The sequence below is a fragment of the Bacteroidota bacterium genome (genome assembly GCA_030706745.1).
Taxonomy (GTDB): Bacteria; Bacteroidota; Ignavibacteria; order Palsa-1295; family Palsa-1295; genus PALSA-1295.
The window spans coordinates 133,753-158,327 of sequence record JAUZNX010000008.1 but is presented as its reverse complement, the minus strand read 5'-3'; the positions used below and the strand labels follow the sequence as shown (position 1 = coordinate 158,327).

Sequence of the window (24,575 nt, the reverse complement as noted above, 5' to 3'; positions counted from 1 at the left end):
GCTCCGCACAACGGATGCAAATGGACAGACCGTCTCGATGACCAACAAGCTCACCGTCGCGAAATAAGTGACGAGAACGCAATAAAGCGATCGCTGAATAACCGATCGCTGAATAAGCGAAGAGTCGAAAACCGACTCCCAAGTGATTTCTCCGAGACTGCCCGGCCAGAATGGCCGGGCAGTCCGGTTTTAGCCCATGAATGATTCTAAACTGTCCTTAGTGAAACTCCCCCGCCGAACCACCGTGTTCTCGCTCGATACACGATGAGCCAACGAACGCAATCAATACTCGGTCGCCGACAGCTTGCTGATTCGGCCAATTCTGACGCCGCACTGACGGACCGTCAGCGGGAGATTCTTCGTCTCATTGTCCGACATTATGTGCTGACAGCAAACCCAGTTGGATCTCGCTACTTAGCTCGTGTTAGCTCTCTGGGGCTCAGCGACGCCACAACGCGCAACGTTATGGCCGATCTGGAATACTTGGGGTACATCGATCATCCTCACACCAGTGCTGGCCGAATGCCCACGGACAAAGGCTATCGGCTTTATGTGGATGACCTCATGGCCCGCGAACACATCGGGGATGCAGCCCGAAAAGCTGTTTCCCGGTCGCTTGCTACCGCGATCACGCCGGAGGACGTTCTCGAGGAATCCTCGCAGCTTCTCGCACGGCTTTCCAGGCAGCTTTCCATGGTGCTATTGCCAGCATTGGATGATGGCATTCTCGACCGGGTCGAGATCGCCCCGCTAAGTTCGAATCGTATCCTCATAATTTTGGCTGCTTCGAGCGGCCGCGTGCGCACGGTTACCCTCGAGTCGGAGAGCACGTTGAGCCAATCAAAACTGGAAGAGCTTCGATTGCTGCTCAACGAACGATTGGCCGGGCACACCTTTCGCGAGATCAAAGCGACGTTTCGTGACCGCGTGAGCGATCTTTCAGAACATGATCGCTCGATTCTCCGCCTGTTCATCGATCAGCCGGAAAAATTGTTTGAAGAGCCAGGCGCGGAGCGCGTGAAAATTGCGGGTGCTCGCAATCTCTTTGCACAGCCGGAATTTCAAAAACCGAGTGTTGCTACTGGCGAGGAATTTCAAAGCATTATTGAACTGATCGATAATGAGGAGGTCGTCATCCACGTGCTCGAACGTTCGGGCGTTGCAGAATTCAACACGGACCGGAATGCACCGACCAGCATCACGATCCGTATTGGAAGTGAATTGGAAGAACAGCACCTTGCGAATTATAGCCTGATCTGCACGAAGTATCAGATCGGGCTTCAGAAGGGAATTATCGGGCTCATCGGCCCGAAGCGGATGGAGTATGAGCGAATTGCCCCACTTGTCGAATATGTCGCACGTGCAATGTCGAACGTGCTCTCACCAAAATAGACCATGAAATCAGACAGAAACGAAAACGAAGAATTATTAGATGGCGATGCCATCGACGATAGAATCACTGCGATCGAGCAGACACTCGAGGATACACGCGATCAACTCTTGCGTCGTACAGCCGAACTCGAGAATATGCGCCGAAGGCATCAGGTCGAACGCGAACAGCTAATATTCGAGGCGAATAAACGTCTAATTCTCGATCTCCTGGAAGTGGTCGATGATCTAGAGCGGACGCTCGAACATGCTTCGCAAGAAAAGGACCCGATCGCCCAAGGCATCGAACTCGTCTTTAAGAATTTTATCAAGACTCTCGAACGCTATGGTGTCCGTCCAATGGAGACTGCCGGAGAGCCATTCGATCCGATGCGGCATGACGCACTGATGGAAGAGCCGCGCACTGATGTTGCGCCTGGCACGGTCACACGTGAAATTCAGCGAGGATATTTGATGCGTGACGCCGTGCTGCGTCACGCCAAGGTCTTTGTCGCCAAAGAACCCGATGAGAAGCAGATCACATAATTATGAAGCGCGATTACTACGAAATTTTAGGGGTTGAACGCTCTGTCACTCTCGATGAGGTCAAGAAGTCGTATCGAAAACTCGCTTTGCAGTATCATCCGGACCGTAATCCGGACAATCCCGAAGCCGAAGAGAAATTCAAGGAGGCGACGGAGGCCTATGAAGTTCTGAGCGATGCCGACAAGCGGGCACGCTACGATCGGTTCGGCCACGAAGGTGTGCGCCAGAATGACTTTGGCCACTATCAGAATGCTAACGACATCTTCTCCCACTTCGCCGATATTTTTGGTGGCATGGGTGGTGGCGGAATGTTCGATCAGTTCTTCGGTGGAGGTGGGCAACGCAATCCGAATGGCCCCGAGCGAGGATCGGATATCCAAATCCCGCTTTCACTTACTCTGGAAGAGATTGCTACTGGGGTCGAGAAAAAGCTGAAGGTTCGGCATCTCAAGAACTGCTCGAGTTGCTCCGGTACCGGCGCGAAGAATGGAGCTGCCATCGAGACTTGCAAGACGTGTCATGGATCGGGACAGCTTCGTCAAGTTCGTTCGATGGGTTTTGGACAGTTCGTTAATGTCACGCAATGTCCGACCTGTCAGGGTACAGGCCAATCCATTCGAGAGCGGTGCGATGTGTGTCAGGGCGAAGGACGGGTGCAAGAAGAATCTACGCTGAAAGTCACGATTCCCGCTGGCGTCAGCGATGGCAATTACCTCACACTCGGTGGTCAGGGCCACGCCGGACGCCGTGGCGGACCTCCAGGTAGCGCATTGGTCGTCATCCATGAGGAGGAGCACGATGTCTTCCTGCGCGATGGCGATGATGTTATCCTCGATCTCGAAATCACGTTCCCCCAAGCCACGCTCGGCGCTGAGATCGAAGTGCCGACGCTCACGGGACACTCCCTGCTCAAGATACAATCGGGCACGCAGAGTGGAACGCTACTACGGATGCGCGATAAAGGAATCCCTCACCTGAACCGAGGAGGCAAAGGCGATGAATTGGTGCGCGTTCAGATCGTCACGCCGAACAAGTTGACAAAGGAAGAACGCAAGCTCATCGAGCAACTAGGAAAGCAGGAGCATTTCAAAGTTGAGGCTATCACGAAGGACCAGGAAGCGCCACCTCGCGAAACTGAAACTTCCGAAGAGCCAGTCAGCTTCGTTAGAAACGTGAAGAGTATTTTTACCTGAGCCCCTTCCGGGACTCCTCAAGCACCTAACTACGAGGGGAACACATGGAACAGACTAGATCCGCTGTAGCGCCACTTATCTATGGACTCGTCCTGGCCACCATCGGAGTGGTATTTCTACTAGACCGATTCAGCATGGTCAATGCGGACGTAGTGTGGCAGGCCTGGCCCCTTGTGTTTTGTGTTTGGGGCATCGTTCGCCTCTTTTCATCGCCCGAGCCACGCGAGAAGATAATCGCGTTGTTCGCAATCGGCATGGGTGTATTGCTCACGATGCACGAGTTCGGCGCGATACGCTATGGTATTGGCGATCTCTGGCCTCTCTTCCTCATTGTGCCCGGATTGCTGATGGTATGGCGAGCACTGCAAACTCGCAAGGGAGCGCAAGTTGATGTCGTCCCTTCGCTCGACCGCTCCGGCTTCAATTCTGTTGCGATCTTTGGTGGCATCGATCGACGTGTAGAGGGCGAATTTAAGTCGGGTGTCACTGTAACTGCGGTATTTGGTGGATTCAAGATCGACTTATCGCGCGCCCAAATGAAAGGTGATGACGCCGTGATCTTTGTGAATGCATTTTTCGGCGGCGGTGAGATTTATACTCCCGAATCGTGGCACATTTCAATGGAGGGAATCGGACTCTTTGGTGGCTTCTCGGATAAAACGCGCTACACACCAACTCCGGGAGCGCCGACCAAAACGCTGCACGTCCGCGGCTCTGCGATTTTTGGCGGCGTCGAAGTTAAGAACTGATGATGTGTAGGGGCAAGCTCCAGCTTACCCTCTGCCCATTGATGCAAGCTGGAGCTTGCATCTACACCGCGACTAACGTACCAGCATTACTGAGATCTTCTTCACTCGCCCGTTCATTCGGACCAGACATTCATACATTCCATCCGGCACTTCGGAAGGCTTCCACTCGAACGTACGCTTCCCTGCTCCAAGCTCACCCGCAAACAGCCGCGCCACTTCGACACCCAGCAGGTTCACGATCGAGACCTCCGCATAGCCGCTGGCCTCCGGCGTGAAGGAGATTGTGGTGGATTGGGAGAAGGGATTGGGATAGGTGCTAACGTTGTGCTTCGATGATGCCGTTGCAGTTACTGTGGCAGGATCTATCATCTCTGAAAGGGGGCGGCACCAAACACCGCTGTAAGTCCCTGCAAAAAGATTCGAGCCAATAACTCCAAGCGCCGTGATTTGGGTACTTGTTAAGCCGCCGCTCACATCTGCCCAAGTTGTTCCATTATCGATGGAGAGAAAGACACCACCGCCGGTCCCGGCGAACAGATTCGAGCCACTTACTGCTATAGTCCGGATAAAAGTGCTTGTCAACCCGGTGCTGGCGGCGACCCAGCTCTCGCCGTTATTGGTCGAGGCATAAATACCGTCCTGTGTCCCTGCAAAAAGCTTTGTATGCCGCCAGACTACTGCTTGAACTGCTTCTCGAACGTCTCGCTTGCATCTCGCAACTCGGGTTTGCGGGAGCAGGCGAGATCGAGCTTGAACTTGTAGGCTTCATTGTTAATCGCGCCGAGGTGGTGCAGGCAGACGAGCGCCATGACGCCGAGAGCATCGTTCGGGTGTCGGTCCAGTTCATCGCCAAGCAACTCGACCGCACGCTTGTGGTAATCGGCGTTTGCCATTCCGATGCGTGTAATGCCAAGCGAAGCGTCGATTGCGTATGCATAGACAGCGTAGCCGGACTTGCGATAGAAATCAATGTCCCATAACTCGGGAATCGAGTCCATCGTAGTGATGATCTCTTCGTATGAGTTCATCGCGCGCTCGTAATGATTTAACTCGCGATCCAGATCGGAGAAGACAACCAGGAAGTACGCTTTCGATTTTTTGAGACGGAAGCGTCCCATGCCGCGCGCGAAGACAGAGTCGGCAATCTTCTTCTCCCCGATTTGCAGTCGCAACAACGCCTCGCAGCTCAATGCCACGGCCAGCGCATCGGGATCGCGCCTCACATCGGTGTCCTGCGCGATGCGACTCCAATTCTTGATGACCTGCTTTGCGGTGGCTGTGCTATCGGCGAGCTTCTCTTGATACTTGTAGCCAGCATCGACTTTCGCACGACCAGGGGTTGGCCTCGGCGCAGTTTGGGCTGAGGCCGCGAACGGGGCGAGGAGGAGAATGAGAAGAAAAATGGAGCGCATGTAAGACTTATGTTCTATTGCTGTCATTGCGAGGAGGGCGAAGCCCGACGAAGCAATCTCGTACGGGGCAACATGAGGCTATCGAGCAAGGGATTGCTTTGCTTCACTTCGTTACGCTCGCAATGACGGCAGGTCCGAATTAAGCATACAAAACAATGATGCCCGCAAACCAATGGTTCACGGGCATCCTGAATATCCATTAACGCGTTACGCGTCAAGCATTATCCGTGCGCCTTCTGCGCTTCGGTCGAGTCGATCTTAAAGCTCGGACCCATGGTCGAACTGATCGCGACAGACTTGATGTAATGGCCCTTGGCCGAAGACGGCTTCGCGCGGATAATCGTCGCCAAGAACATATTGATGTTGTCCACCAACTTCGGTGCTTCGAACGACGCCTTGCCGACCGAGGCATGCACGTTGCCGCCCTTATCGACACGATACTCGATCTTACCGGCCTTGACTTCCTTCACCGCTGTGGCAACGTCCTGCGTGACCGTACCCGATTTCGGGTTCGGCATGAGTCCGCGCGGTCCGAGAATTCGGCCCAGCTTACCAAGCTCACCCATGACTTCGGGTGTTGCGATGATGACATCGGTATCGGTCCATCCGCCTTTGATCTTTTCGAGAATCGTCTCGAAACCCGCTTCATCGGCGCCGGCCGCAAGCGCGGCAGCTTCCTGATTGCGGGTCACGACCGTCACGCGCACCGTCTTGCCAATCCCGTGCGGCAAAGAAACGGTACCGCGAATCGCCTGATCGGCTTTGCGGGGATCGACTCCAAGATTGATCGCAATATCGACCGACTCATCGAACTTTGCCGTGGCGGTCGCCTTCATCTTACTGACGGCATCGGCGATATGGAGCGCTTTGCTCTCCGTGCCGGCCTTCTTAACGAGATTGTTGTAACGCTTTCCGTGCTGTGCCATGGTCTTATCCCTCCACAGTAATGCCCATCGAACGGGCGGTTCCAGAGACCATGCTGATCGCGGCTTCAATGGAAGCAGCGTTCAGGTCCGGCATTTTGAGCTTTGCAATTTTCTCGACGTCTTCACGCGAGACTTTCGCAACCTTGATGCGATTCGGCTCCTTCGAGCCTTTATCGACGGAGACCGCCTTCAGCAACAAGGACGCCGCTGGCGGAGTCTTGGTGATGAAAGTGAAGCTCTTATCAGAATAGACCGTGATAACGACAGGAATAATCATGTCGCCCTCTTTGGAGGTCCGTGCGTTGAATTGTTTGCAGAACTCCGGGATGTTGACACCCTTTTGACCGAGCGCCGGGCCAACCGGCGGCGCGGGATTGGCCTTTCCGGCTGGAATCTGCAGTTTGATGAATCCAGTTACTTTTTTCGCCATGTTGTTAATGGTTTAGTGGTACGTCCCCTGATTCATCCTACCCTCTGGACGAGGGCTGGCTGAGAGAGACTCCCACGGTTAAAACAGCGCCGAATAAACGCAATCAGGCCAGGATAGTTCGATTTTGTCGTATTATTGCATGGCAAATACATACTCCCATGCTAGAACCCATTGTCGAAGAGAGTCTTTTAGCCGAGCAACTGATACGGGATATTCCCGATTTTCCGCGTGCTGGTATCCTTTTCAAGGATATTACACCGGTACTATCGAATCCAGATGCCATGCGCGAAGTCATCGACCGTTTTCTTGACTTTGCGCGCGCAAAGGAGCCGACCATCATCGTCGGCATTGAGTCCCGAGGTTTTGTCTTTGGGATGCCACTGGCGCTCGAGTTGGGGCTTCCGTTCGTGCCAGTCCGGAAATCCGGCAAGCTCCCCTACCAGACCATACAGGAAGAGTATGCGCTCGAATACGGCGTGAACAGCATGGAGGTCCACACCGACGCAATCGTTAGCGGGGATCGGGTGATCATCGTGGATGACTTGCTGGCCACCGGAGGGACTGCAAGCGCAGCCAAACGGCTGGTCAATCGTTTGGGTGGATCGGTCGAGGGATTCGCATTCCTGATCGAGCTCCAGTTTCTTCAAGGTCGCCTTGCACTGGAGAACGATGATGTACTGTCGCTGCTCTCGTTTGACTAATGGGGGGCCGTCAGCAATTTGCTGATAGCTGCTTCGTCGAATCGCTTCATTGGCAGTTCGAACGTTGCGCGCCAATCTCGCTCACATCCGGCATCTCGAATGTAATTCCCGGCCGTCAGCATCGTCAACTCATCAACAGTGATTGGAAACCATGAAAATCGCTGAAGTAATTGTGCGGCACCAAGGATTAGCCACATCGGAATATGTGCTGCGCGCTTCTTCGATCCCATTGCGCACGCAATCCGAAGCACAATTTCTTTATAGGTTAACTTCTCTGGTCCGCCGAGTTCGAAGGTCTTGTCAATCGTCTCGGGTTTCGTGAGCGATTGTATGATGGTCTGCGACACGTCGTCGACCGAGACGGGCTGCATCAGAAAATCGCCGCGTCCCAAAATTGGTACGAATGGCGCCATCCGAATTGCCTTCGCAACCTCACTGACAAAGTTGTGCTGTCGCCGCGGACGGTCATCGAAGATTAGCGAAGGCCGAAGAATTGTCCAGGCGAGTCCACTGGCCCGAACCATCACCTCAGCGCGCCATTTGGTGTCATAGTATCTGATATTCGAATGCGGCTCGACGCCGAGAGCAGACATCTGGATCCATCGGCGCACTCCTGCCATCTTTGCCTCAGCGAGTAAATTTCGGACGCCATCGACATGCAGTCCTTCGAAAGTTAGTCCTTTCGATTCGCGCAACACGCCCGGCAAGTAAATCACGGCCTCGGTACCATGCGCAATTATGCCATGAACCTCCTTCTCTTTTGAGAGATCGACTTTGACCATGTGCAGGTCTGGGTGCTCTCGTTGGAGTGCCCGCAGCGATGCATCGGAATGGACGTGGGCCGTCACATCGTGACCGGTGCGGAGCAGGTCATCAAGGACCCGCTCCCCAATGAAACCAGAGGCGCCCGCAACAAAGATTTTCATCTGACAATTATTCGGTTCGTACTCATACAGATCGATGTATGATCTGCCAAAAGGTAAGCCCCGGGTGGCAAGGAGGACAAATGAAGTGCAGCTATTTTCGTATTTGATTCTGCTTCTTCGAGCGCAATCCGATCCAACGTGTTGGTAAATGCAATGGTTTGGTATTCGGTGGCTGTGTCGATTGTGATCGTAGATTGTGCGCGCGCCATGATCGCGAGAAAGGTCAGAAGCGCAATCTGCAGAAGGATCTTAGTCATAAGCAAGGATCTAGGTCCACTTCTACACCAACAACGTTTGGCGCTTCCACCGGCCTCCTTCAGTGAAGCACTGAGAATCGCCGAACATCAATGGCGCCATTCGTATGAGTGAGTATAGCGGAATACACTCCGGAGGCAAGGCCGCTCACATCGAGCAAGACCCGCGCGTCGGCAATCTTTTGCGAAAGTACTTGCCTTCCTGTGGCATCGAGAATGCGAACTTCGCTAATGCCCTCAAGTCCGTCCATATTTATGGCAGTGCTGGCAGGATTGGGATATGGAAGGAAGGACTCGCGATCCCTGACGGTTGGACGTTGTTCTACGGAAGCAGTCATCTGTGACAACGGTCTTCTCCAAATACCGCCCTGGTTAAATCCGACGAGCAGAAACGAATCGGTAATAGCCAATGAATATACGGTAGTATACGTCAAATTGTTTGGCACCCCGTTGTTGGGTAAACCGTCGCTGATCGATGCCCACGTTGCACCCCGATCAGTCGAACGAAAGAGTCCTTTTGCGGACGTTCCAACAAACAACATATTGCCAGAAGCAGCCAACGCGCTGACCTGATTGTATGGCGTGATCGGCAGATTGTTGGTGACACTCGTCCAGCTTCTGCCATCGTCACTAGACCGCAAAACGCTGTCGGCGAAGGTGTAGAGGTCCGAGCCAGACGCAGCCAGGATGCCGGGCCGCTTCAGTGCGGAATCCACCACGGACCACGTGTTGCCGGCATCCGTCGAAAGCACGACGCCGAGCTGAGACAGCATGAAGACCTTCGATCCGAAGGCAAAACAAATGGGACGATAGTTTTGCGGCAAGGCAATGCAGACGGTATCCCACGTTAAGCCATTGTCGGACGAAATAAAGGCGCCGTTGTTCGTGCCAGCAAAAAGTTTGGAGCCAGAAACGGCGAGGGACCAAACACCGTAGTTCTGTCCGATAGGACGCTGAGTCCAGGTCTTGCCGTAATCCGTCGAAATGTATGGACCTCCATAACCATAACTGGCAAAGAAGTTCGTACCGCCACCCGCTTCCGGAACGGCAGCAAGGCAAACAGCACCGGCGTTAGTCAGCAAGTTATTATAAGATGCCCAGTTCGCACCATCGTCTGTCGATACAAAGACTCCTTTCGGCCAACCGGCGACGAGTGTTCGGCCAGCAGAGGCCATGCCATAGATCGTGCTACTATAGGGTCCGTTTGCCTCCGTCCACTGCGCCACAACGGGTATGCTATTTCCAACGATCATGCTGGTTACTACCAGTGCCGAAGCAACTAATGAGGATGCTGTTTTCATTTTTTCTTTTTCTCCTTTCTAACATTTTTGTTGATTCAGCGCATAATAGCTAGCCGTTGAATCTCCGGGCTGCCGTTGGTGTGAAGGATCTGCACCGCGTAAACGCCGGAAGCCAATTCGCTGACATCGAGTGACGCGGAGGGTCCAGTAATGCTTCGCGAAAGTACCGACTGCCCAGCAGCATCGAGTATGTGAACTTCGCTAATGCCGCTAAGCCCATCAAGGGTAATGTGATTACTGGCAGGGTTCGGCGAAAGCATTAGAACGGTGGCTTTTGCCTCGTTCCTTTGCACCGCCGACGAGGCAACTGTCCCTTCGAGTACGAACGTGGTATCGCGGCTCGAACCACCATCGGTATAGCTCATCGAAACCGTGGCTGAAGATGAGAGTGACGACGACTGTGTCGGGGAATAGTAAACGCTAAGATTTGCTGACTGCCCCGCGGCAATCGAAAGCGGATCGACCAGCCCTTCGACCGAATAATCCGAAGGAGTGGTAAGGATTCGGAGCGTGGTTATGCTGATAACCTCATTTGCATTATTGGTTAACACGACTTCGGCGGTATCTGAAGCTCCCGCTATTGTACTCAGCGAGGTCGTATCCCTGTTGATCTCAAGATTCGCAAGGCGGCTTATGCCGGAAAGGTCAACCGTCGCGAGCGGTGCATCCGAGGGGCCAATGACGAGCGTATCGTAATATTGCCCGGAAATCTTCGGCTTGAAGGTTACCGCGATCATTGCACTACCGCCAGCCGCAATGCTTCCCACCGCCGTATCCGCCAGCGAAAATGCAGTTCCATTCCGTAGCGTGAATGATGGGATGTTCAGCGCCGCCGTGCCATCGTTCGTAAGAGTGAGCCTGGCCGTCTGTAGCGCACCTGCCAGCGTATCGAATGACATCGCTGCCTGGACTGTGAGGTGGGACGATCCCGGTGCCACCGCGCCGACGACCACAAACAGTTCATAGGGAGACCACGCTCCTGCGGAATAAACGTCCCGAATCACGCTGTCCAATTCTCCGCCGGTCCCATAACGATAAACCTCTCGAGCTTTGCGTACCCATTGCGCGCCATCCCAGTTGTTGTCGTAGAGTGTATCAATGCGGCCTTGGTTGTCATATACATATACCCAGTCATCGTCATTCCGGCGCGGGCCGGGAATCAATGTCTCTTGCAGCCGCTCGATCCGGACTCCGGAACCGTTATATGAATGCGTGTACAAATCGTGCTCTTGAAGCGCACCATTTTTGTAAAACATGCGGTCCTGATAGAGGATGCGATTGCCGGAATATGTGAAAGAATCGACCTCGAGACCGCTCCATGACGTGCCATCGAACGAGCTTATTCGATACAGCGAGATCATGCCATTCACATAGGTCTCCGTGGCCCGCTGATATGCGATGTAGTTCTGGTTCACATAAGCTTCAACCAACGCGGAATCAAGCTGCCCACTGCTGTTATACGACGGTGTGAACCTAGCAGCTTCCACCCACTGGCCCGAATTCCAAGTATAATGGATCCCGTACCGGAACTGCGGCATGTCATATTGGAAATCAAATGCGTATGCCCGACTGGAGTAAATACAGACTAGGCCCAAAGCGAAGAACAGAAAAAAGGTAACGGACTTCTTAGTCATAGTTGTAAACAGCGAAGAAAAAGGTTGACGGAACTATACCTGTAAAACTATCAGAGAATACGATTCAGTTCACGGCGAAACTTAGGTTTCTGAAGGCGCGCACTTTGGGCACGACCCTGGAGAGTGGGCACTGGGACTCTTCTCATTCTACCCCCCACCTGTGAAGTGAGGGGTAGAAGCTAAAGATGTCAGGCATCGGGATTTGTGGCGAATTCTTTAATCAAGGCTTCGAACTCCGGGGTCCCTCGAATCGCCTCGAGATCAGAGTCCGTCTCGATCGGCATTGTGTTGAGACTCCCCATCTGCAATGCCCGACGCAGCGCAGCGATCGCCTTATCCAAGGCATTGACGCGTGCATAAAGGCAGGCGAGCTCGAAGCTACTCTCCGCGTCCAGAGAATCTGCGGGCAATCGATCCGCCTCTGCGACTGCCTCCAGCGGCCGACCCGCCTCCAGGAACGTGTAGGCCAACCGTTCACGATTCCGAAAGTCATCCGGATTAATACGAGCATGTCTTTGGAAGATCGGTAGCGCCCGTTCCGCCGCAGCCTTTAGCTCGCTGGCGTACGCTGCTCCTCCAAGTTTGAGCGCGTAAAGGAGTGCGCTGTGACCACCGCTATCGTCCCCGATCCGTACGAATGCTTGCCGCGCCTGAATCTCGCCAGCGAGATTGCCAGTCGCGCGATAGACAGCCGCTAACGCATGGTAGCCGCCTGCGTAGTTGGGCGCTTTCGCGTTCGCTCGTTGAGCGGATTCGAGTGCCCCGGCGATATCTCCTTTCGCTAACAACAGATGCGTGTTGATCCAATCGAAACGCTCGCTTGTACCATAGTACTCACGTGCCTTCTCGACGGCCGCCTCCGCTTTCTCCAAATAACTTGGATCCTTTGTGGCACGAAATAGCATGATAAACATTTGGGCAAGATGACCGTAAGCCCTCCCGAACTTCGGGTCGATCCGTAGTGCCTCTTCCAAGCAGGCGATGGAATGCTGGTGGGCCGCCTCGGTTTCGCGGCCCATATACTCGATACTCTTCATCCAAAGCTCCCAGGCCTCTTCATTGTCAGTCCCCCGCTCCTGCACTTTGGACTGCTCCTCCTTCGACAGGTGGATCTCAAGTCCTGCCAGCACCTTTGCGGCTACTGACTCCTGGATTTCGAAGACATCTTGCATGGTGCCTTTGAGGGAATCCTGCCAGAGATGATCGCCGCGCTCGATATCGAGTAGCCGAACTCCTATCTTGATCTGATCGCCAAACTTTCTTACATCACCCTGAACAAAGTATCGAATCTGCATCTCGTGAGCATACGCGAAAAGTTGCCCTCGATATTGCTTGAACTCTTTTGTCGCTTGACTATCGGCAAGCTTCAATGATTTTACGTTCGATAGCGCCGCGATGAGTTCGGAGACAATCCCATCCGCAAACCAAGCATTATCTCCAGTCGGCGAGAGGTCTTCGAACGGAAGGATCATCAAACTCTTTCGCCCATCAGTCTCCTGCAAGATTTTGGGCGCTTGCGGTGCGCCGGTGGCTTCGAGGCCCAGTTTGGCGAGGGCGCGGATGACGGCGTCGATGTTCGTCATCGAAGTACGCTGCAAGCCGGCAAGATGATACTGCATGCTGGCCGGGAGCGAAACGGGTTCTAAATCCAAGGGAAGAATTTTCTTGTTCTTCTCAAAGGCCAATGCAACTTCCCGGACGACATTCTTCGATTCGATCGAATTCGGCGAGAGCATCACGATGAATGCTTTGCATCCATCCAACGCGTTAACGATCTCTTCCGACCAGCTGCTCGCAGCTTCGATGCCGGCCTGATCGATCCAGACCGATAACCCTGCCGATGCGAGCAACTCGGTTAGCTGGTCCGCCTGGGCGCGGTCTTTCGAGGAATAGGAAATGAAGATCTCAGACATGTGTTTTGAGCAAGACAGTGCAGGGCGACCTGCTGGGCCTTTAAATGTCAACACTCGTAGAGACTCAAAAGTCGCGGCTACAACGGTCCGCGGCTCTCATTGCCCTGCTCCTACCATCAACTGTGAACAAGATGCAGGATTCATCACCAAGTAACAACGCGTTTACGGCTCCATGAAAGAATTTGGCAAGGCAATCCGCGGTGAGTGGCTTCTGGACGAAGATGTAATCTTTCTCAATCACGGGTCTTTCGGGGCATGCCCGCGCCCAGTGCTTGCCGTGCAGCGCGAATGGCAGGAGCGCATGGAAGCCGAGCCGGTTCGCTTCATGACGCGCGAATTACCAGAACATCTTGAGGCCTCGAGAGCGGAGTTGGCAACATTCGTTGGCTCGCGCGCGGAAGATCTCGTCTTCGTTCAAAACGCAACCGATGGAGCGAATGCCGTGCTTCGCTCGCTGCTTCCAACCTTCAAGCCCGGCGACGAACTGCTGACTTCCAGCCACGCATACCGCGCTGTTCGGCAAACGATGGTGTACGTTGCGGCCCTCAGCGGCGCAACGGTCGTCGATGCGGACGTTCCATTTCCTATCAAAGACCAGGATGAGGTCGTGGAAGCCATCGCTCGTTCGATCACGCCGAAGACCGCCTTCGCTGTCATCGACCACATTACAAGCCCGACTGGGCTGATCTTCCCCATTGCGCAAGTCATCGAGGTCTTCAAGGAGCGCGGTATTCCGGTGCTAATCGATGGCGCGCATGCACCCGGGCAGGTCGAGCTAAATCTTGACACACTCGGTGCCGACTACTACGTTGGGAATTGTCATAAGTGGCTGTATGCGCCAAAGGGCGCGGCACTTCTCTGGGTGGATAGGAAGCATCAATCAAAGATCCACCCAACAGTGATCTCTCATTTCCTGGGAGGCGGATATCAAACGGAGTTTGCCTGGACAGGAACATTAGACCCGACTGCTTTCCTGAGCGTCCCGGCGGGAATAGAATTCCACAAGAAGCTCGCTGCCCACGGAAGCCGCGAGTACACCCAAAGGATGCTCCTCGATGCGCGAAGCGATATTAGTGCAGCGCTCGGCGTATCGCTTGCTGCCCCTCCAGACATGCTCGCCAATCTATGTACGATACCGCTACCTGGCAATCCAGACGCAACGGAGGAGCGTGCTCTCCATTTGCATGATGTACTCTTTGATGAGTACAGAATCGAAATCCCCGCGATGAATGCAAACGGGAAGCTATGCGTCAGGGCCTCGTCGCAAGTGTATAACCATCCCTCGGATTTCAATGCGCTGAAGCAAGCGTTGGTCGATCTTTCCGGTGCAGCTCCTGTCATAGGAAAGGCTATCTCGCAATAACGACTCTCCTCCAAATTGCGATCTCCTCTCCACTGTTGGACTCGCCTACAATTCGGACGACATACGAGCCTGCAACTATGCCTGCGGCATCCAGCTTCCAGGTCGTCGTCTTCGATGAAGCGATTTCTTTGCCGAGCAGATCGTAAATTCCGATCTCCGCTGTGCGGACGCCGCTTGACATGATGTTGATATTATCCGTCGCAGGGTTCGGCGTAATCCCTGCTACAATCTCCGTCGGCCGTTGCATGGGACCAACGATTCCATGTTGATCAATCCACACATCCTTCCCACTCGCGCGCAGCATCTCGACAAGCTCCATGGATTGACCGGCATCGTTGTTGGAAGAGTAGACTAGAATATCAACCATTCACAATCTTACGGATCTTTCACACACCGGCAAGCTCCGTTCCCAGCATAGACCGGAGGAATTGTCGCCGCGTAGGTAAACCAGTGCGCTAACGTCGAATTGTAATCCAACTGTAAGACATCGATTTGTCCGGGGTGCAGTTCGGTCGCCATGTGGAACATGGCATAGTAGTTCATGTTATAAAACAAATGCGTGGAGGCGGCGGCATTACCATCCACCCACTCCCCACTCGGCAATGCCGTGAAGCCACTGGAATTTGTCGCGCGGGAGTTCGGCGATGCCCATAACGGTGAGACAGCTTTCAAAGCACCGCCCGCAGTCGTAGAGTCGCCCAGGAAATCGATGAGTTGTTGCCATTCCGATGCGCTCGGCACATGCCAGCCTTTCGGACAGATCCCTTGTACCCCGCTCGGGTTAGCATTGGTTGGCGAGGCACCATTCATTACCATTGAGCGACGATACAACTTTCCATACTGAGCACAGTTCGAGCTGAGGCTGTCGTAGCATTCGCTACCGGGAACGTCATAATTCAGGTTCTGTGCCATCCAGGTTTGCTTTCCAATACAGACTGCCCTATAGACTTGGCCGTCCCGTGCATCGGTAAAAGTATCGACGCAGCCATGCTCATAACTGTAATTGTCCGCACCATAATGCTTGAAATACAGCGGCGGTATTGTTTTGACAACATTTGTTCGTCGTTCAAGGAAGGGATACTGATTGAAGTATTCCGTGGTGTTGTCGGCTCGGAGATTTATGATTTTGGTACTATCCAGATTCCCCACCAATCTCGATACGAGAGAATCTTCCATAACCGAAGCAAAGGAATCCTGCACTCCGGCTGATGTGCCATCCGCATGCGCGTAGCCATAGTAGCTGATGGGATTCCTATTCACAAATGCCGCTTCAATCGGGTCGGTTGTCGCTGTAGCGCTACCGCCTTTGATCTTCACGATCACGGCGCCATTGACGGTATCGGCAAATTGAGGCCACGAGTAGGTCCACGATGCCGCACTCCATCCGCTATAACACATATTACCAAGAATAACTGTATTCGTCATCGGAGGCAATAAATTAAGGTATTTCGAGCTAAACCAGACGGTACGACTGGTACCGGGGATGACGCTCTTCTGCCAGTTGGTGCGATTGGGATTTGCCTTGACGGAAGCGGCTAACTTCAAACTGCCTGAGGTAAGCTTGTCGTAGGCAGCCGCATCGATTTGTGCATTGACTTTCCCTTTCAAATCTGCTTCTGTCTTTGCGGGAGCAGAAAGGTCTAATATGGAGCCAACGAGGAAAGCATCTTTCTGCCCATGGGTATCCATAATCACCAGACCGTAATCGCCGAAATGCTCTACGACGCCGTACGAACATTGCTCATCTTTGAGTACTGTTACATCCAGTCCCAATCCAGAATTCGCCAAACGCTTGAGGGTCCGGGCAATTTGTGGCACGACGTCTGGTAATGACTTCGTATCGGCAGCAAAGAGCAGTACCTTCTTGTTCGTGATCGAATTCGCAGAATTCGTCCCACTGCCCGAAAGGGTCATATTTCCGTGGGGGTCACTGCCGCCACGAAAGACGTCATAGCCGCTATCATTTACTTCTTCGAAATAAAAGCTAGTTGTTAAGCCTGATTTCAGCTTGATGTCGATATACAGGCTGTCGAAGGTTGCTGCTGAAGCAACGCTTGGCTGAGAATTGAGCCACGAGACTGTTCGAATGATCGATTCTCGAACATCCCCGCCAGTCTGATTTGCATACGTAAGAAAGGTTGACTGTGTCGAATCCAGGACTTGCGACACTTCAAACAGCGACGGAGTGGGACCACCAGAAGACGGCCCCGTTGGCTGCGACGCTTTGCAGCAGGGAAATAGAAGCAACAACGACAAAAGGCCAATGGGTTTGAGTGGTTTCATAATGCATTGAGCGCAATTCTTGACTGATCAATCCAATAGGATAGTCCGGCCGAAGCAAGCAACTCCGTAAGCAGTTCGGCCTGCTCGCGGTCTTTCGAGGAATAGGAGATGAAGATATCGGCCATGAGTTATTGCTTCGCTTTCGATTCTATCTCCGCGACGAATGTTCTAAATTCCGAGGACGACTTGAATTCCTCTGGCCATGAATCATCTTCCAACGAACCATCAACAATAAGTCCCTCATCGAAGGCTCGTCGAAGTTGCGCGATGGCGAGCCCGGTATCAAAATGCGCCAGGCTAAGCGCCAAGCTTGCGCGCCACTGAGGGTCGAGTCTCGGTCGCTCGCTGACATCCTTCAGATCGATCAACCACTGCTCCCTTGGCTGCGTCTCGATCCGCAAAATGAGTCTCTTCAGTAATGAATCCGGGGCATCGGGAAAGCGTGCCAGAAAGCGATCCTGAATCTGTAGCCATTCGGAAGCGCGGCGCTTGAGCATCGCATGATCGCCGGCATTGAGGTAGATACCAACAAGATGGTTGGCGTAGTGCGCATCGAGTGGTTCGAGTTCAAAAGCTTTCTCGTAATTCAGCGCGGCATTGGACCAATCCTTTAAGTGGATGTAGCAGAACCCCAGCCAGGCAAAACAATTGTGGCGCTCCGGTGCGAGTGCGTGCATCTTCTTCGCCATATCGAGAGCCTGTTGATATTCCCTATTCTGAATATGCAGACTGGCGAGTCCGGCATAGACTCCCGGAAACATCGGATCGATCCGGAGTGCTGTCATGATAAGCCTGCGGATCTCCTCCTGCGAATTAGGGATTGACTGACCAAGATTCGAGAGCAATCCGGCAAGAACAGTGTAAGGGGCCACGGCATTCGGATCAAGCTCAATCACCCGTTCCAGGAGCGACTTCGCTTTCATCTGGTTTGCGGTATCGGAGTACATATATTCCTGTGCACGAAGGAATAATTCGTAGGCTTCTGGGTTCTGCGTTGCCTGTTTCGAAAGTTGCTTCGCTTCTGCTTCGGTCAGCTTCAGCTTCAGTCCTCCCAGCACCTTCGCGGCAACCTGCTCCTGGATATCGAAGATGTCTTTGAACTCGCCCCGCAACGAATCGGTCCAAAGATGCTCCCCGGATTCGGCATCCAGAAGTTGCACTGTGACTTTGATCTGCTCACCGAATTTGCGGACCGAACCCTCGATAAAATATCGTACATCGAGTGCGCGGGCGATCTCCGCAATCTTCGTTTTCAAGCCCCTATATTCGAGCGAGGTCCTCTGATCGATGAGACGAAGCGATCGGATGCTCGAAAGCGTCGCGATCAGTTCGGACATCAGCCCATCAGCGAACCAGCCATTATCCTGACCGGGCGATTGATCTTCGAATGGCAGGACCATTAGAGACTTACGCGCGTCTTTCTTCGGGGCGGGTGTGGCCTCGAGCGTACTCGTCGCCACAGGTACGCCGAGCTTCCTCAATGACCGCAGCACGGCATCGACATCCGCAATGGGTAACCGCTGCAAACCGGCCAGCGGATATTTCAGCTCGCGGGACAGCGGAATGCTTTCTATGTCAACCGGCAGAATCTTCTTGTCATGCTCGCTGGCGATCGAAATCTCGCGGTGAACATTCACAGACGAGTTTGAATCGTTGGAGACCAGCAGGATCACCGTATGCGCGGCTTCGAGCGCATCGACGATCTCCGCCGACCACTTCTCGGCACCCGAGATGCCGGTTTGATCCATCCAAATGGAATAGCCTTCAGCACGCAGCCGCTCGGCAAGCCCTAAGGCATGCATGGAGTCCCTGCGAGAATAAGAAATGAAGATGTCAGACACGTGAAATTAGCGAGTTATTATGTAACGAGCACCGAGTCCCGATTCGTTGCCATCCGGCCAGCGTCTGGTTGTCCTCCAGAACATTTTTCGTCTTTTTTCAGAATTCACTTGACTTCGCTCTTTTAATTCCCTATATTAGCACATGCTGTCATGGGCACCTACTTCCAGTCGCACCTATTCTCGGGGACCACGAGATTCGTCAAGGAATGGGCGTTCATTAAATGACAATTCAAAAGAGAGAATTTATTCATAATTTCGTGCTTCACGAAAACACTCCACAGTCATGGCTAAAGTCGTAAAAGATCGCGATCAGCTTCCACCTCAGCAACGAAAAGTGCTGGATTACATCGAAGAATACCTCGAAATCACGGGCTATCCCCCGTCAATTCTGGAGATCACTGATTTCCTGGGCGTAAGCTCCACGTTCGGGGTGCGCAAGCACTTGGACGCTTTACTGCGGAAGGGTTACTTGATGCGCGGCGGGCCAGGGCTTTCGCGCGCAATCTCGGTCGCGCGACCAAGCGTCATGATCGGTGGCGAGCGCCATTCGAACGCAATTCCTGTTATCGGGCGCGTCACGGCCGGCGAGCCGATCCTGGCGATCGAGAATGTTGAAGGCTGGCTCTCGTTCAAGCCCATGGACCTCAGCCGAAAAGTCTTCGGGCTTCGCGTCAAAGGCGAAAGCATGAAGAACAAGGGCATCCTGGATGGCGACCTCGTTATCGTCCGGCAGCAGCCGACCGCTGACGATGGCGACATTGTCGTGGCCCGTATCGAGGATACGGCGACGGTCAAGACCTTCCGCAAAAGCAAGGATAACAAGTTCTCGCTCGAACCTGCCAATGAGAGCTATAAGCCGATTCGAATTTCGTCGGATATGGATTTTCAAATCTTAGGCAAGGTCACCAGTGTGATCCGATCCATAGACGAAAAACGGCCGGGCATTTTCACTCTTAAATTCCACTAACACCAATTAAATCAAGACAATAGAGAGGTTTGCTATGACAATTTCGATAGTTCCTGCGCCGGCAACAGACCTGCGCGGTTTTCAGAGCCGCGTGGATGATCGCGTTGACTATGATCTGCTGGAAGTGGCAATCGGATTCGCGAAAAATCGTATCCACCGGCTCAGCAGCAGCGAGTGTGCCGACTTTGGTACGACAACATTCGGCGACGTTACATTTCGACGCTTAGATCCTCTGGAGGAACCATTCAGGGTTGCGGACACGCGACTGCAATCTCGGCTGGAAAGTCTTTGCGAATCGCTCCGAGCAAAATATTGAATCCTGGACTTTAAACCTTACTGACTGTGCGGAAAGTGATTCCAATTCCACTGGATGAAGAATCGCTGTTCTGTTCGTTTGATTGTCGCGGCCGCCAGCGAGGGTGACGTGCGGTCGCTCAGGTAGTTCTGATGTTCCGCGCCAATATCGAAGTTCTTCCAAAGATTTATGGCCAAGCGGGGTTTCAAAAGCACGATCGAGTTCTTTGTCGGCACACCATAAAAGGAGCTGAAATAGAAATAGTAACCGATCGCTGAGACATCGAGGAAATGGTCTCCGATCGAGAAACCAGTTTCGGTCATAACCTGGAATCCATCGCCATAGCTGTAGTCTCTGGTTTGCGTGGTATCGATCGGGAAGAAGCTCGCATTATTTGCCGCAAACGGCATAAAGCTCAAATGCAGATTCGAGTAGAGGTCGTGATGCTCCCCGATGGGAAGCTTCGATTCGATACCGCCACCAAAGGCCACATCGCCTAACTCGAAGGTAAGATTATCGAAATAATCGAAATGTTGATAGAGCCCCATGAGCATTTGCCAGTTTCCGAGATGAACATTCGTCCCAGTCAGCAGCCCATATCCCGTAACGCCGCCCAGATATTTCCGCTGATAGGCATTCGTGAACTCGCCCCAGACTTTGAAGTGATCGTAGGGTTTTCGATCCCGCAACTCGAATGGGTCACCATAATCGATCATAAGGTTAGCACTCAATTTGACTGGCCCAGAACCAAATGTGGTCCCATTGTTGACCATGTGAGGCCCCAGCGAAAGCCGGGCATCCATCGGCTCGCGCTCCAATGTTGGTTGATCGGCAACCTCCCAAAGCTTTCAAGTGATCAGCCGCGAAAGAAATCGCGATGGGCTGATCAGGCCAACTCCTATCTCTCTCCAGACCCGATCGCTCCCGGTAGCCCGATCATCCAGAATATTCGATGTAAGCCGATACCCGATCTCGCCGATGAAGGTACCATTGATGGAGGTGTTGATCAGGTCGGGGTACGTCGGTTGATCGTTTTCGCCAAAGTACTTCCACTCGACCGCGCCGAAGACTGCAAATGGAATCGATTCCCAAAAATTATAGCCGAGCGAGCGAGCATCGATGAAGTAACCGCCTCCGGTATAGGGATGAAAGAAGAAATCGTTGCCGAATCGGTCGCCATCATTCCATGTCCACCCTTCTTTCAGGTTGTTCGACCAGCTATTCAAACTGATATGCGAAAAGTCGTAGTTGAAGACATAGCGATCGATCGCCCACAGTGCGGCATTCGAAATTGTGATCTTAGCCAGCGGCACCCAGATTGGTGCTCTGCCGTAATAATGTGGATCGTCGTTGAAAAGCCAACCTACCGAATTCAGGAGCAGGGAGTCCGGTATGGCCTGCGGGGTGAACAACGCCATGGGTGGCGCTATGTTATTAGATGGAGTAATCTGACTGAAGGCAATATTCGTAGTGATACTACTGCCGAGGAAAACCAATAATAGTGTTTTCATAGAGGTGACTCGAAAGCCATTTCTTCCAACAAGATTGTGCCAATCCGATGCAAAAGCGCACTATTGATGAGTTAGAAAACATTCTTCTCCCGGCCCGAACGTATCTCTGGAATCCATGTTTAACGCAACGAGCTTGTGGTACGACGAAGCCGATTCGCATCGAATTCGACACGCCTCATGCTCTTTAGTACATTCACAGCTTTCGGTTTCGAGTTTTTGAGATTCTGGTTTTGCATCCAGCGATTCGGCTCTTGCGTTATTGCACCTGCTTTTCCTGATTGCTTTACTTGCGAATGAGTCCCCGCACTCCGTGAGGATCATTCACACCTTCCCTAATTCCCGTCTTCGTAAAGCAATTTCTTTGATAATTCCAATTTAGAGACATGACGAAAATCTATGTCGGTGGTCTTCCGTATCAGACGGACGATGACCAACTCAACCAAATCTTCTCGAGCTACGGCGAGATCGCAAGCGCCCGAGTGATTATGGATCGCGATACCGGACGCAGCAAAGGCTTCGGATTCGTTGAAATGAACGATGACGCGGCGGCCAAGAAGGCCATCGCAGAACTCAACGAAGCGGATCTCGGTGGTCGTACGATCACTGTGAACGAAGCTCGCCCGATGGAGCAACGCTCCGGTGGTGGTGGCGGCGGCTATCGTGGCGGCGGCGGCGGTGGTCGCGGCGGCAGCGGTGGTGGCTATGGCGGCGGCGGCGGTCGCTCAGGCGGCAGCGGTGGCGGCGGTGGCAAGCGCTGGTAAGCGCAAGCACCTAAGCCAATAAAGCTTTAGGCTTGTAAGAAGAGGCGGCAGTAATGCCGCCTCTTCTGTTTTGGACAATCCCAAACTACCGCACCACTTCAAACTTCACCGTCCGGCCCTGTGTCGAACTCGCGATGCGGACGAAATAGGTCCCGGCCGCGAGGTGCGAGCAATCCAGACGATGGCACAGACCGAGATCGGCCTCGGGCGTCGCATCGTAGAGCGTAGCGATATGCTCGCCGGTCATGCTGACTACTTCGGCGACGAACGGCTCGCCAGCCACCATCTCATCGATGCAGATCAACGCCTGATCGCGTGCGGGATTGGGATGAACGTATACAATCTCCGAGACGCCATTAGAAGTTGCGACGTCGCTGTGACCGGAAGCAAGGGTGACACATTGAATGTCTCCATTCACAGATCCAAATGCAAGGACATTTCGACTCATATTAAGAGCAATAGCCGCTGGCCTCCCCCAGAAGAGATGTTCTTTGTTAGGAACCGACTCATCATCTTTTCCCACCTGTAGCGAGCTGTCATCGCCTACGGCAATGAGTTCATGTTTACTCGATCCGTAATATGCGCTACCAAAATAATGGTAATAAGATCCGCTTGAACCATTCACTGGCACATAGCTAGCCGCCTGTTGTGCACCGATCAATAGGATACTATCGTCTGAACTGAAATCTAACGATCTAATTGGAGTCACCCAATGAGAAGTAGACACTAATATTCGGCGGTCCGCAATGGAATAAATGAAATATCTTTGACCATCTGATGCAGCAATCAGAGAGCCATCTAAAGACGCCGCTAGAAGCCCAGGCTGGACACCATAAGGCAGCATAATGCTGTCTATAAAACGCCTTTGATCGACAGCCCAGATCCGTATGGTACTATCGGAGTAAGTCACATACAGACGAGAACCCATCAAGACCTGAAAAATTACCGTAAGTCCTGAATTAGATTCTATTACGAACAATGAGTCACCGTTTTGAACGCTGTACGCCAAAACGGAACCGTCCCACGTACTCACGAAAACAAAAGAATCATTTGCAGACAAACTTGAATTCTGCTGAATCCTTGAACTTTGAGTTAGCCAAAGCCGCGCTCCCTCACTGTTGAAGTAACCAACTAAACCAGCTTCGCCAGAAACAGCAATCACAGAATTACGATCTGAAGAAGTAGCTATCCCAGTAATTGGCCCATTCAAGCCCCAAAGGGAATAAATGTTTGCTCCAGCAGCGACGTCAAGAGTTCGAATACCAAGAATTATTGCAGTATCACCTGTGAAGGATATGGCTGCCTGTTGGACGTAACCCGTGTTCCAGACGGTCTTTTGAATCTCTGGAAAAGCGATTAAAACGATACTGTCTTGAAATAGATATTGTACTTTCTTGCCATTCCCCGAAAATTTGGCATCAAAAGCAGGTGCACTGACTTCAGTTAATGTTTGAATCTCCTTCGTCATACGTGAGACTGAATATAATCCGCCTTGGCAAGCGACGAACAGATTTTCATCGTTATCGTCAAAACACAGGGATAGAACTCGATTCGGCATCTGGATGGTATCAGAAGCCGTACCTCCTGAAGCTGAAATAACAATCCTTGAATCGGCTGTAACAGCCAAGGTGTTGCCCGATCTTCCGAGTGCAATTCGATGCTTGCCCGAAGGTGCTTTAAAAGATCTTATAGAGGTTAAACTTGAGTCTAGAATGTTGACAATTCCATCGGTTGTGACAACAGCGATAATGTTGTCACCAGTCGCAATATCCTCTATTGCGCCTCCTAGGTTCGATTCCCTATATCTGCCATCGCTGAGATTAAACGCCTGCAGCGAACCTGTCGCCGCGCCCACCAATAGCTTTTCGTTATTGCTGAATCGCATGACGGTGGCACTGCTATCAGCCTTCACATAGGGTTCCGAATAAGATGAACTGCGATCTAAACTGTATAGCATGATCGACCCATCGAGAGAACAGGTTGCAACCGCACCATCATTCTTGAGTGCAACGAGGCTTGGAAAGGAATACGGGGAATGCCGTAAACTCCACTTGAGGTTCTGGCCAACCAAGAGAGCCGGCCAGAACGTGATAAGAAATATTAGCCTACTTTTTCTGAACATGAGTTATTGCAATGCTACCTTGAGTTTCATTTTCCATGCGCCCTGAGCGCCACGAAAATCCGGCAAAGAACCAACCTCT

General features: G+C 52.7%; 25 protein-coding genes. 9 read left to right on the top strand and 16 right to left on the bottom strand.

The window, feature by feature from the left end:
* Positions 1-264 precede the first annotated feature (264 nt).
* Genes hrcA through Q8902_10765 form a run of 4 tightly spaced genes read left to right on the top strand, consistent with a single transcriptional unit; the run spans position 265 to position 3,856 of the window.
* The gene (hrcA, locus tag Q8902_10780) at positions 265-1,392 is read left to right on the top strand and encodes a heat-inducible transcriptional repressor HrcA (GenBank protein ID MDP4200040.1); all 1,128 of its coding nucleotides are present in this window, start codon (positions 265-267) and stop codon (positions 1,390-1,392) included.
* A gap of 3 nt (positions 1,393-1,395) precedes the next feature.
* Positions 1,396-1,914, top strand: a complete 519-nt coding sequence (locus Q8902_10775) for a nucleotide exchange factor GrpE (protein ID MDP4200039.1) — start codon at positions 1,396-1,398, stop codon at positions 1,912-1,914.
* Positions 1,915-1,916: 2 nt separating this feature from the next.
* The gene (dnaJ, locus tag Q8902_10770) at positions 1,917-3,107 is read left to right on the top strand and encodes a molecular chaperone DnaJ (protein MDP4200038.1); all 1,191 of its coding nucleotides are present in this window, start codon (positions 1,917-1,919) and stop codon (positions 3,105-3,107) included.
* A gap of 44 nt (positions 3,108-3,151) precedes the next feature.
* Complete coding sequence (locus Q8902_10765; protein ID MDP4200037.1) at positions 3,152-3,856, top strand: DUF5668 domain-containing protein; 705 nt, start codon at positions 3,152-3,154, stop codon at positions 3,854-3,856.
* 72 nt (positions 3,857-3,928) lie between these two features.
* Here Q8902_10765 and Q8902_10760 read toward each other — a convergent pair whose 3' ends face one another.
* The 4 genes from Q8902_10760 to rplK all read right to left on the bottom strand — a co-directional run bounded on the left by Q8902_10760 (position 3,929) and on the right by rplK (position 6,624).
* On the bottom strand, positions 3,929-4,438 hold the full coding sequence (locus Q8902_10760; protein MDP4200036.1) for a T9SS type A sorting domain-containing protein: 510 nt from the start codon (positions 4,436-4,438) through the stop codon (positions 3,929-3,931).
* 92 nt (positions 4,439-4,530) lie between these two features.
* Complete coding sequence (locus Q8902_10755; GenBank protein MDP4200035.1) at positions 4,531-5,268, bottom strand: hypothetical protein; 738 nt, start codon at positions 5,266-5,268, stop codon at positions 4,531-4,533.
* Between the two features lie 221 nt (positions 5,269-5,489).
* Positions 5,490-6,194 (bottom strand): 50S ribosomal protein L1, encoded by a 705-nt coding sequence (gene rplA / locus Q8902_10750; protein MDP4200034.1) that lies wholly within the window; start codon positions 6,192-6,194, stop codon positions 5,490-5,492.
* A gap of 4 nt (positions 6,195-6,198) precedes the next feature.
* A complete protein-coding gene (rplK, locus tag Q8902_10745) occupies positions 6,199-6,624 on the bottom strand; it encodes a 50S ribosomal protein L11 (protein MDP4200033.1) in 426 nt (141 codons plus the stop codon).
* Between the two features lie 158 nt (positions 6,625-6,782).
* On the opposite strand from rplK, the gene Q8902_10740 reads away from it, so the two are divergent.
* Positions 6,783-7,325 carry an adenine phosphoribosyltransferase gene (locus Q8902_10740; GenBank protein ID MDP4200032.1) on the top strand — a complete coding sequence of 181 codons (543 nt, stop codon included), beginning with the start codon at positions 6,783-6,785 and terminating at the stop codon, positions 7,323-7,325.
* Here Q8902_10740 and Q8902_10735 read toward each other — a convergent pair.
* From Q8902_10735 to Q8902_10715, 5 genes are all read right to left on the bottom strand, one after another.
* Positions 7,322-8,251: an NAD(P)H-binding protein gene (locus Q8902_10735; protein ID MDP4200031.1), complete on the bottom strand. Its 930-nt coding sequence runs from the start codon at positions 8,249-8,251 to the stop codon at positions 7,322-7,324. The two genes, Q8902_10740 and Q8902_10735, sit on opposite strands and share 4 nt — an antisense overlap.
* The gene (locus Q8902_10730; GenBank protein MDP4200030.1) at positions 8,248-8,508 is read right to left on the bottom strand and encodes a hypothetical protein; all 261 of its coding nucleotides are present in this window, start codon (positions 8,506-8,508) and stop codon (positions 8,248-8,250) included. Before Q8902_10730 ends, Q8902_10735 begins: the two co-directional genes overlap by 4 nt.
* A 59-nt stretch (positions 8,509-8,567) precedes the next feature.
* The gene (locus Q8902_10725; GenBank protein MDP4200029.1) at positions 8,568-9,806 is read right to left on the bottom strand and encodes a T9SS type A sorting domain-containing protein; all 1,239 of its coding nucleotides are present in this window, start codon (positions 9,804-9,806) and stop codon (positions 8,568-8,570) included.
* 35 nt (positions 9,807-9,841) lie between these two features.
* The gene (locus tag Q8902_10720; GenBank protein MDP4200028.1) at positions 9,842-11,440 is read right to left on the bottom strand and encodes a choice-of-anchor D domain-containing protein; all 1,599 of its coding nucleotides are present in this window, start codon (positions 11,438-11,440) and stop codon (positions 9,842-9,844) included.
* 188 nt (positions 11,441-11,628) lie between these two features.
* Complete coding sequence (locus Q8902_10715; protein ID MDP4200027.1) at positions 11,629-13,353, bottom strand: TIR domain-containing protein; 1,725 nt, start codon at positions 13,351-13,353, stop codon at positions 11,629-11,631.
* Positions 13,354-13,525: 172 nt separating this feature from the next.
* Between Q8902_10715 and Q8902_10710 the strand changes: the two genes are divergently transcribed.
* On the top strand, positions 13,526-14,716 hold the full coding sequence (locus Q8902_10710) for an aminotransferase class V-fold PLP-dependent enzyme (GenBank protein MDP4200026.1): 1,191 nt from the start codon (positions 13,526-13,528) through the stop codon (positions 14,714-14,716).
* Here Q8902_10710 and Q8902_10705 read toward each other — a convergent pair.
* The 4 genes from Q8902_10705 to Q8902_10690 are packed head-to-tail and all read right to left on the bottom strand — an operon-like array spanning position 14,703 to position 18,840.
* Positions 14,703-15,083: a T9SS type A sorting domain-containing protein gene (locus Q8902_10705; GenBank protein MDP4200025.1), complete on the bottom strand. Its 381-nt coding sequence runs from the start codon at positions 15,081-15,083 to the stop codon at positions 14,703-14,705. The two genes, Q8902_10710 and Q8902_10705, sit on opposite strands and share 14 nt — an antisense overlap.
* Positions 15,084-15,091: 8 nt before the next feature.
* Positions 15,092-16,999, bottom strand: a complete 1,908-nt coding sequence (locus Q8902_10700) for an FISUMP domain-containing protein (GenBank protein MDP4200024.1) — start codon at positions 16,997-16,999, stop codon at positions 15,092-15,094.
* Positions 16,996-17,124, bottom strand: a complete 129-nt coding sequence (locus Q8902_10695; protein ID MDP4200023.1) for a TIR domain-containing protein — start codon at positions 17,122-17,124, stop codon at positions 16,996-16,998. The genes Q8902_10700 and Q8902_10695 overlap by 4 nt, the downstream gene beginning before the upstream one ends.
* A gap of 3 nt (positions 17,125-17,127) precedes the next feature.
* Positions 17,128-18,840, bottom strand: a complete 1,713-nt coding sequence (locus Q8902_10690) for a TIR domain-containing protein (protein ID MDP4200022.1) — start codon at positions 18,838-18,840, stop codon at positions 17,128-17,130.
* Between the two features lie 283 nt (positions 18,841-19,123).
* Between Q8902_10690 and lexA the strand changes: the two genes are divergently transcribed.
* Complete coding sequence (gene lexA, locus Q8902_10685; protein ID MDP4200021.1) at positions 19,124-19,807, top strand: transcriptional repressor LexA; 684 nt, start codon at positions 19,124-19,126, stop codon at positions 19,805-19,807.
* A gap of 34 nt (positions 19,808-19,841) precedes the next feature.
* A complete protein-coding gene (locus Q8902_10680; GenBank protein ID MDP4200020.1) occupies positions 19,842-20,123 on the top strand; it encodes a hypothetical protein in 282 nt (93 codons plus the stop codon).
* A 17-nt stretch (positions 20,124-20,140) separates the two neighbouring features.
* Here the strand turns inward: Q8902_10680 and Q8902_10675 are convergent, their stop codons facing one another.
* The gene (locus Q8902_10675; protein MDP4200019.1) at positions 20,141-20,920 is read right to left on the bottom strand and encodes a hypothetical protein; all 780 of its coding nucleotides are present in this window, start codon (positions 20,918-20,920) and stop codon (positions 20,141-20,143) included.
* 30 nt (positions 20,921-20,950) lie between these two features.
* Positions 20,951-21,613, bottom strand: coding sequence for a DUF3943 domain-containing protein (locus tag Q8902_10670; GenBank protein ID MDP4200018.1), 663 nt, complete (start codon positions 21,611-21,613; stop codon positions 20,951-20,953).
* A gap of 383 nt (positions 21,614-21,996) precedes the next feature.
* Here Q8902_10670 and Q8902_10665 point away from each other — a divergent pair, with 383 nt between their 5' ends.
* Positions 21,997-22,374: an RNA-binding protein gene (locus Q8902_10665; protein ID MDP4200017.1), complete on the top strand. Its 378-nt coding sequence runs from the start codon at positions 21,997-21,999 to the stop codon at positions 22,372-22,374.
* Between the two features lie 85 nt (positions 22,375-22,459).
* On the opposite strand, the gene Q8902_10660 is transcribed toward Q8902_10665, so the two are convergent.
* Positions 22,460-24,331 (bottom strand): hypothetical protein, encoded by a 1,872-nt coding sequence (locus Q8902_10660; protein MDP4200016.1) that lies wholly within the window; start codon positions 24,329-24,331, stop codon positions 22,460-22,462.
* Positions 24,332-24,575 lie beyond the last annotated feature (244 nt).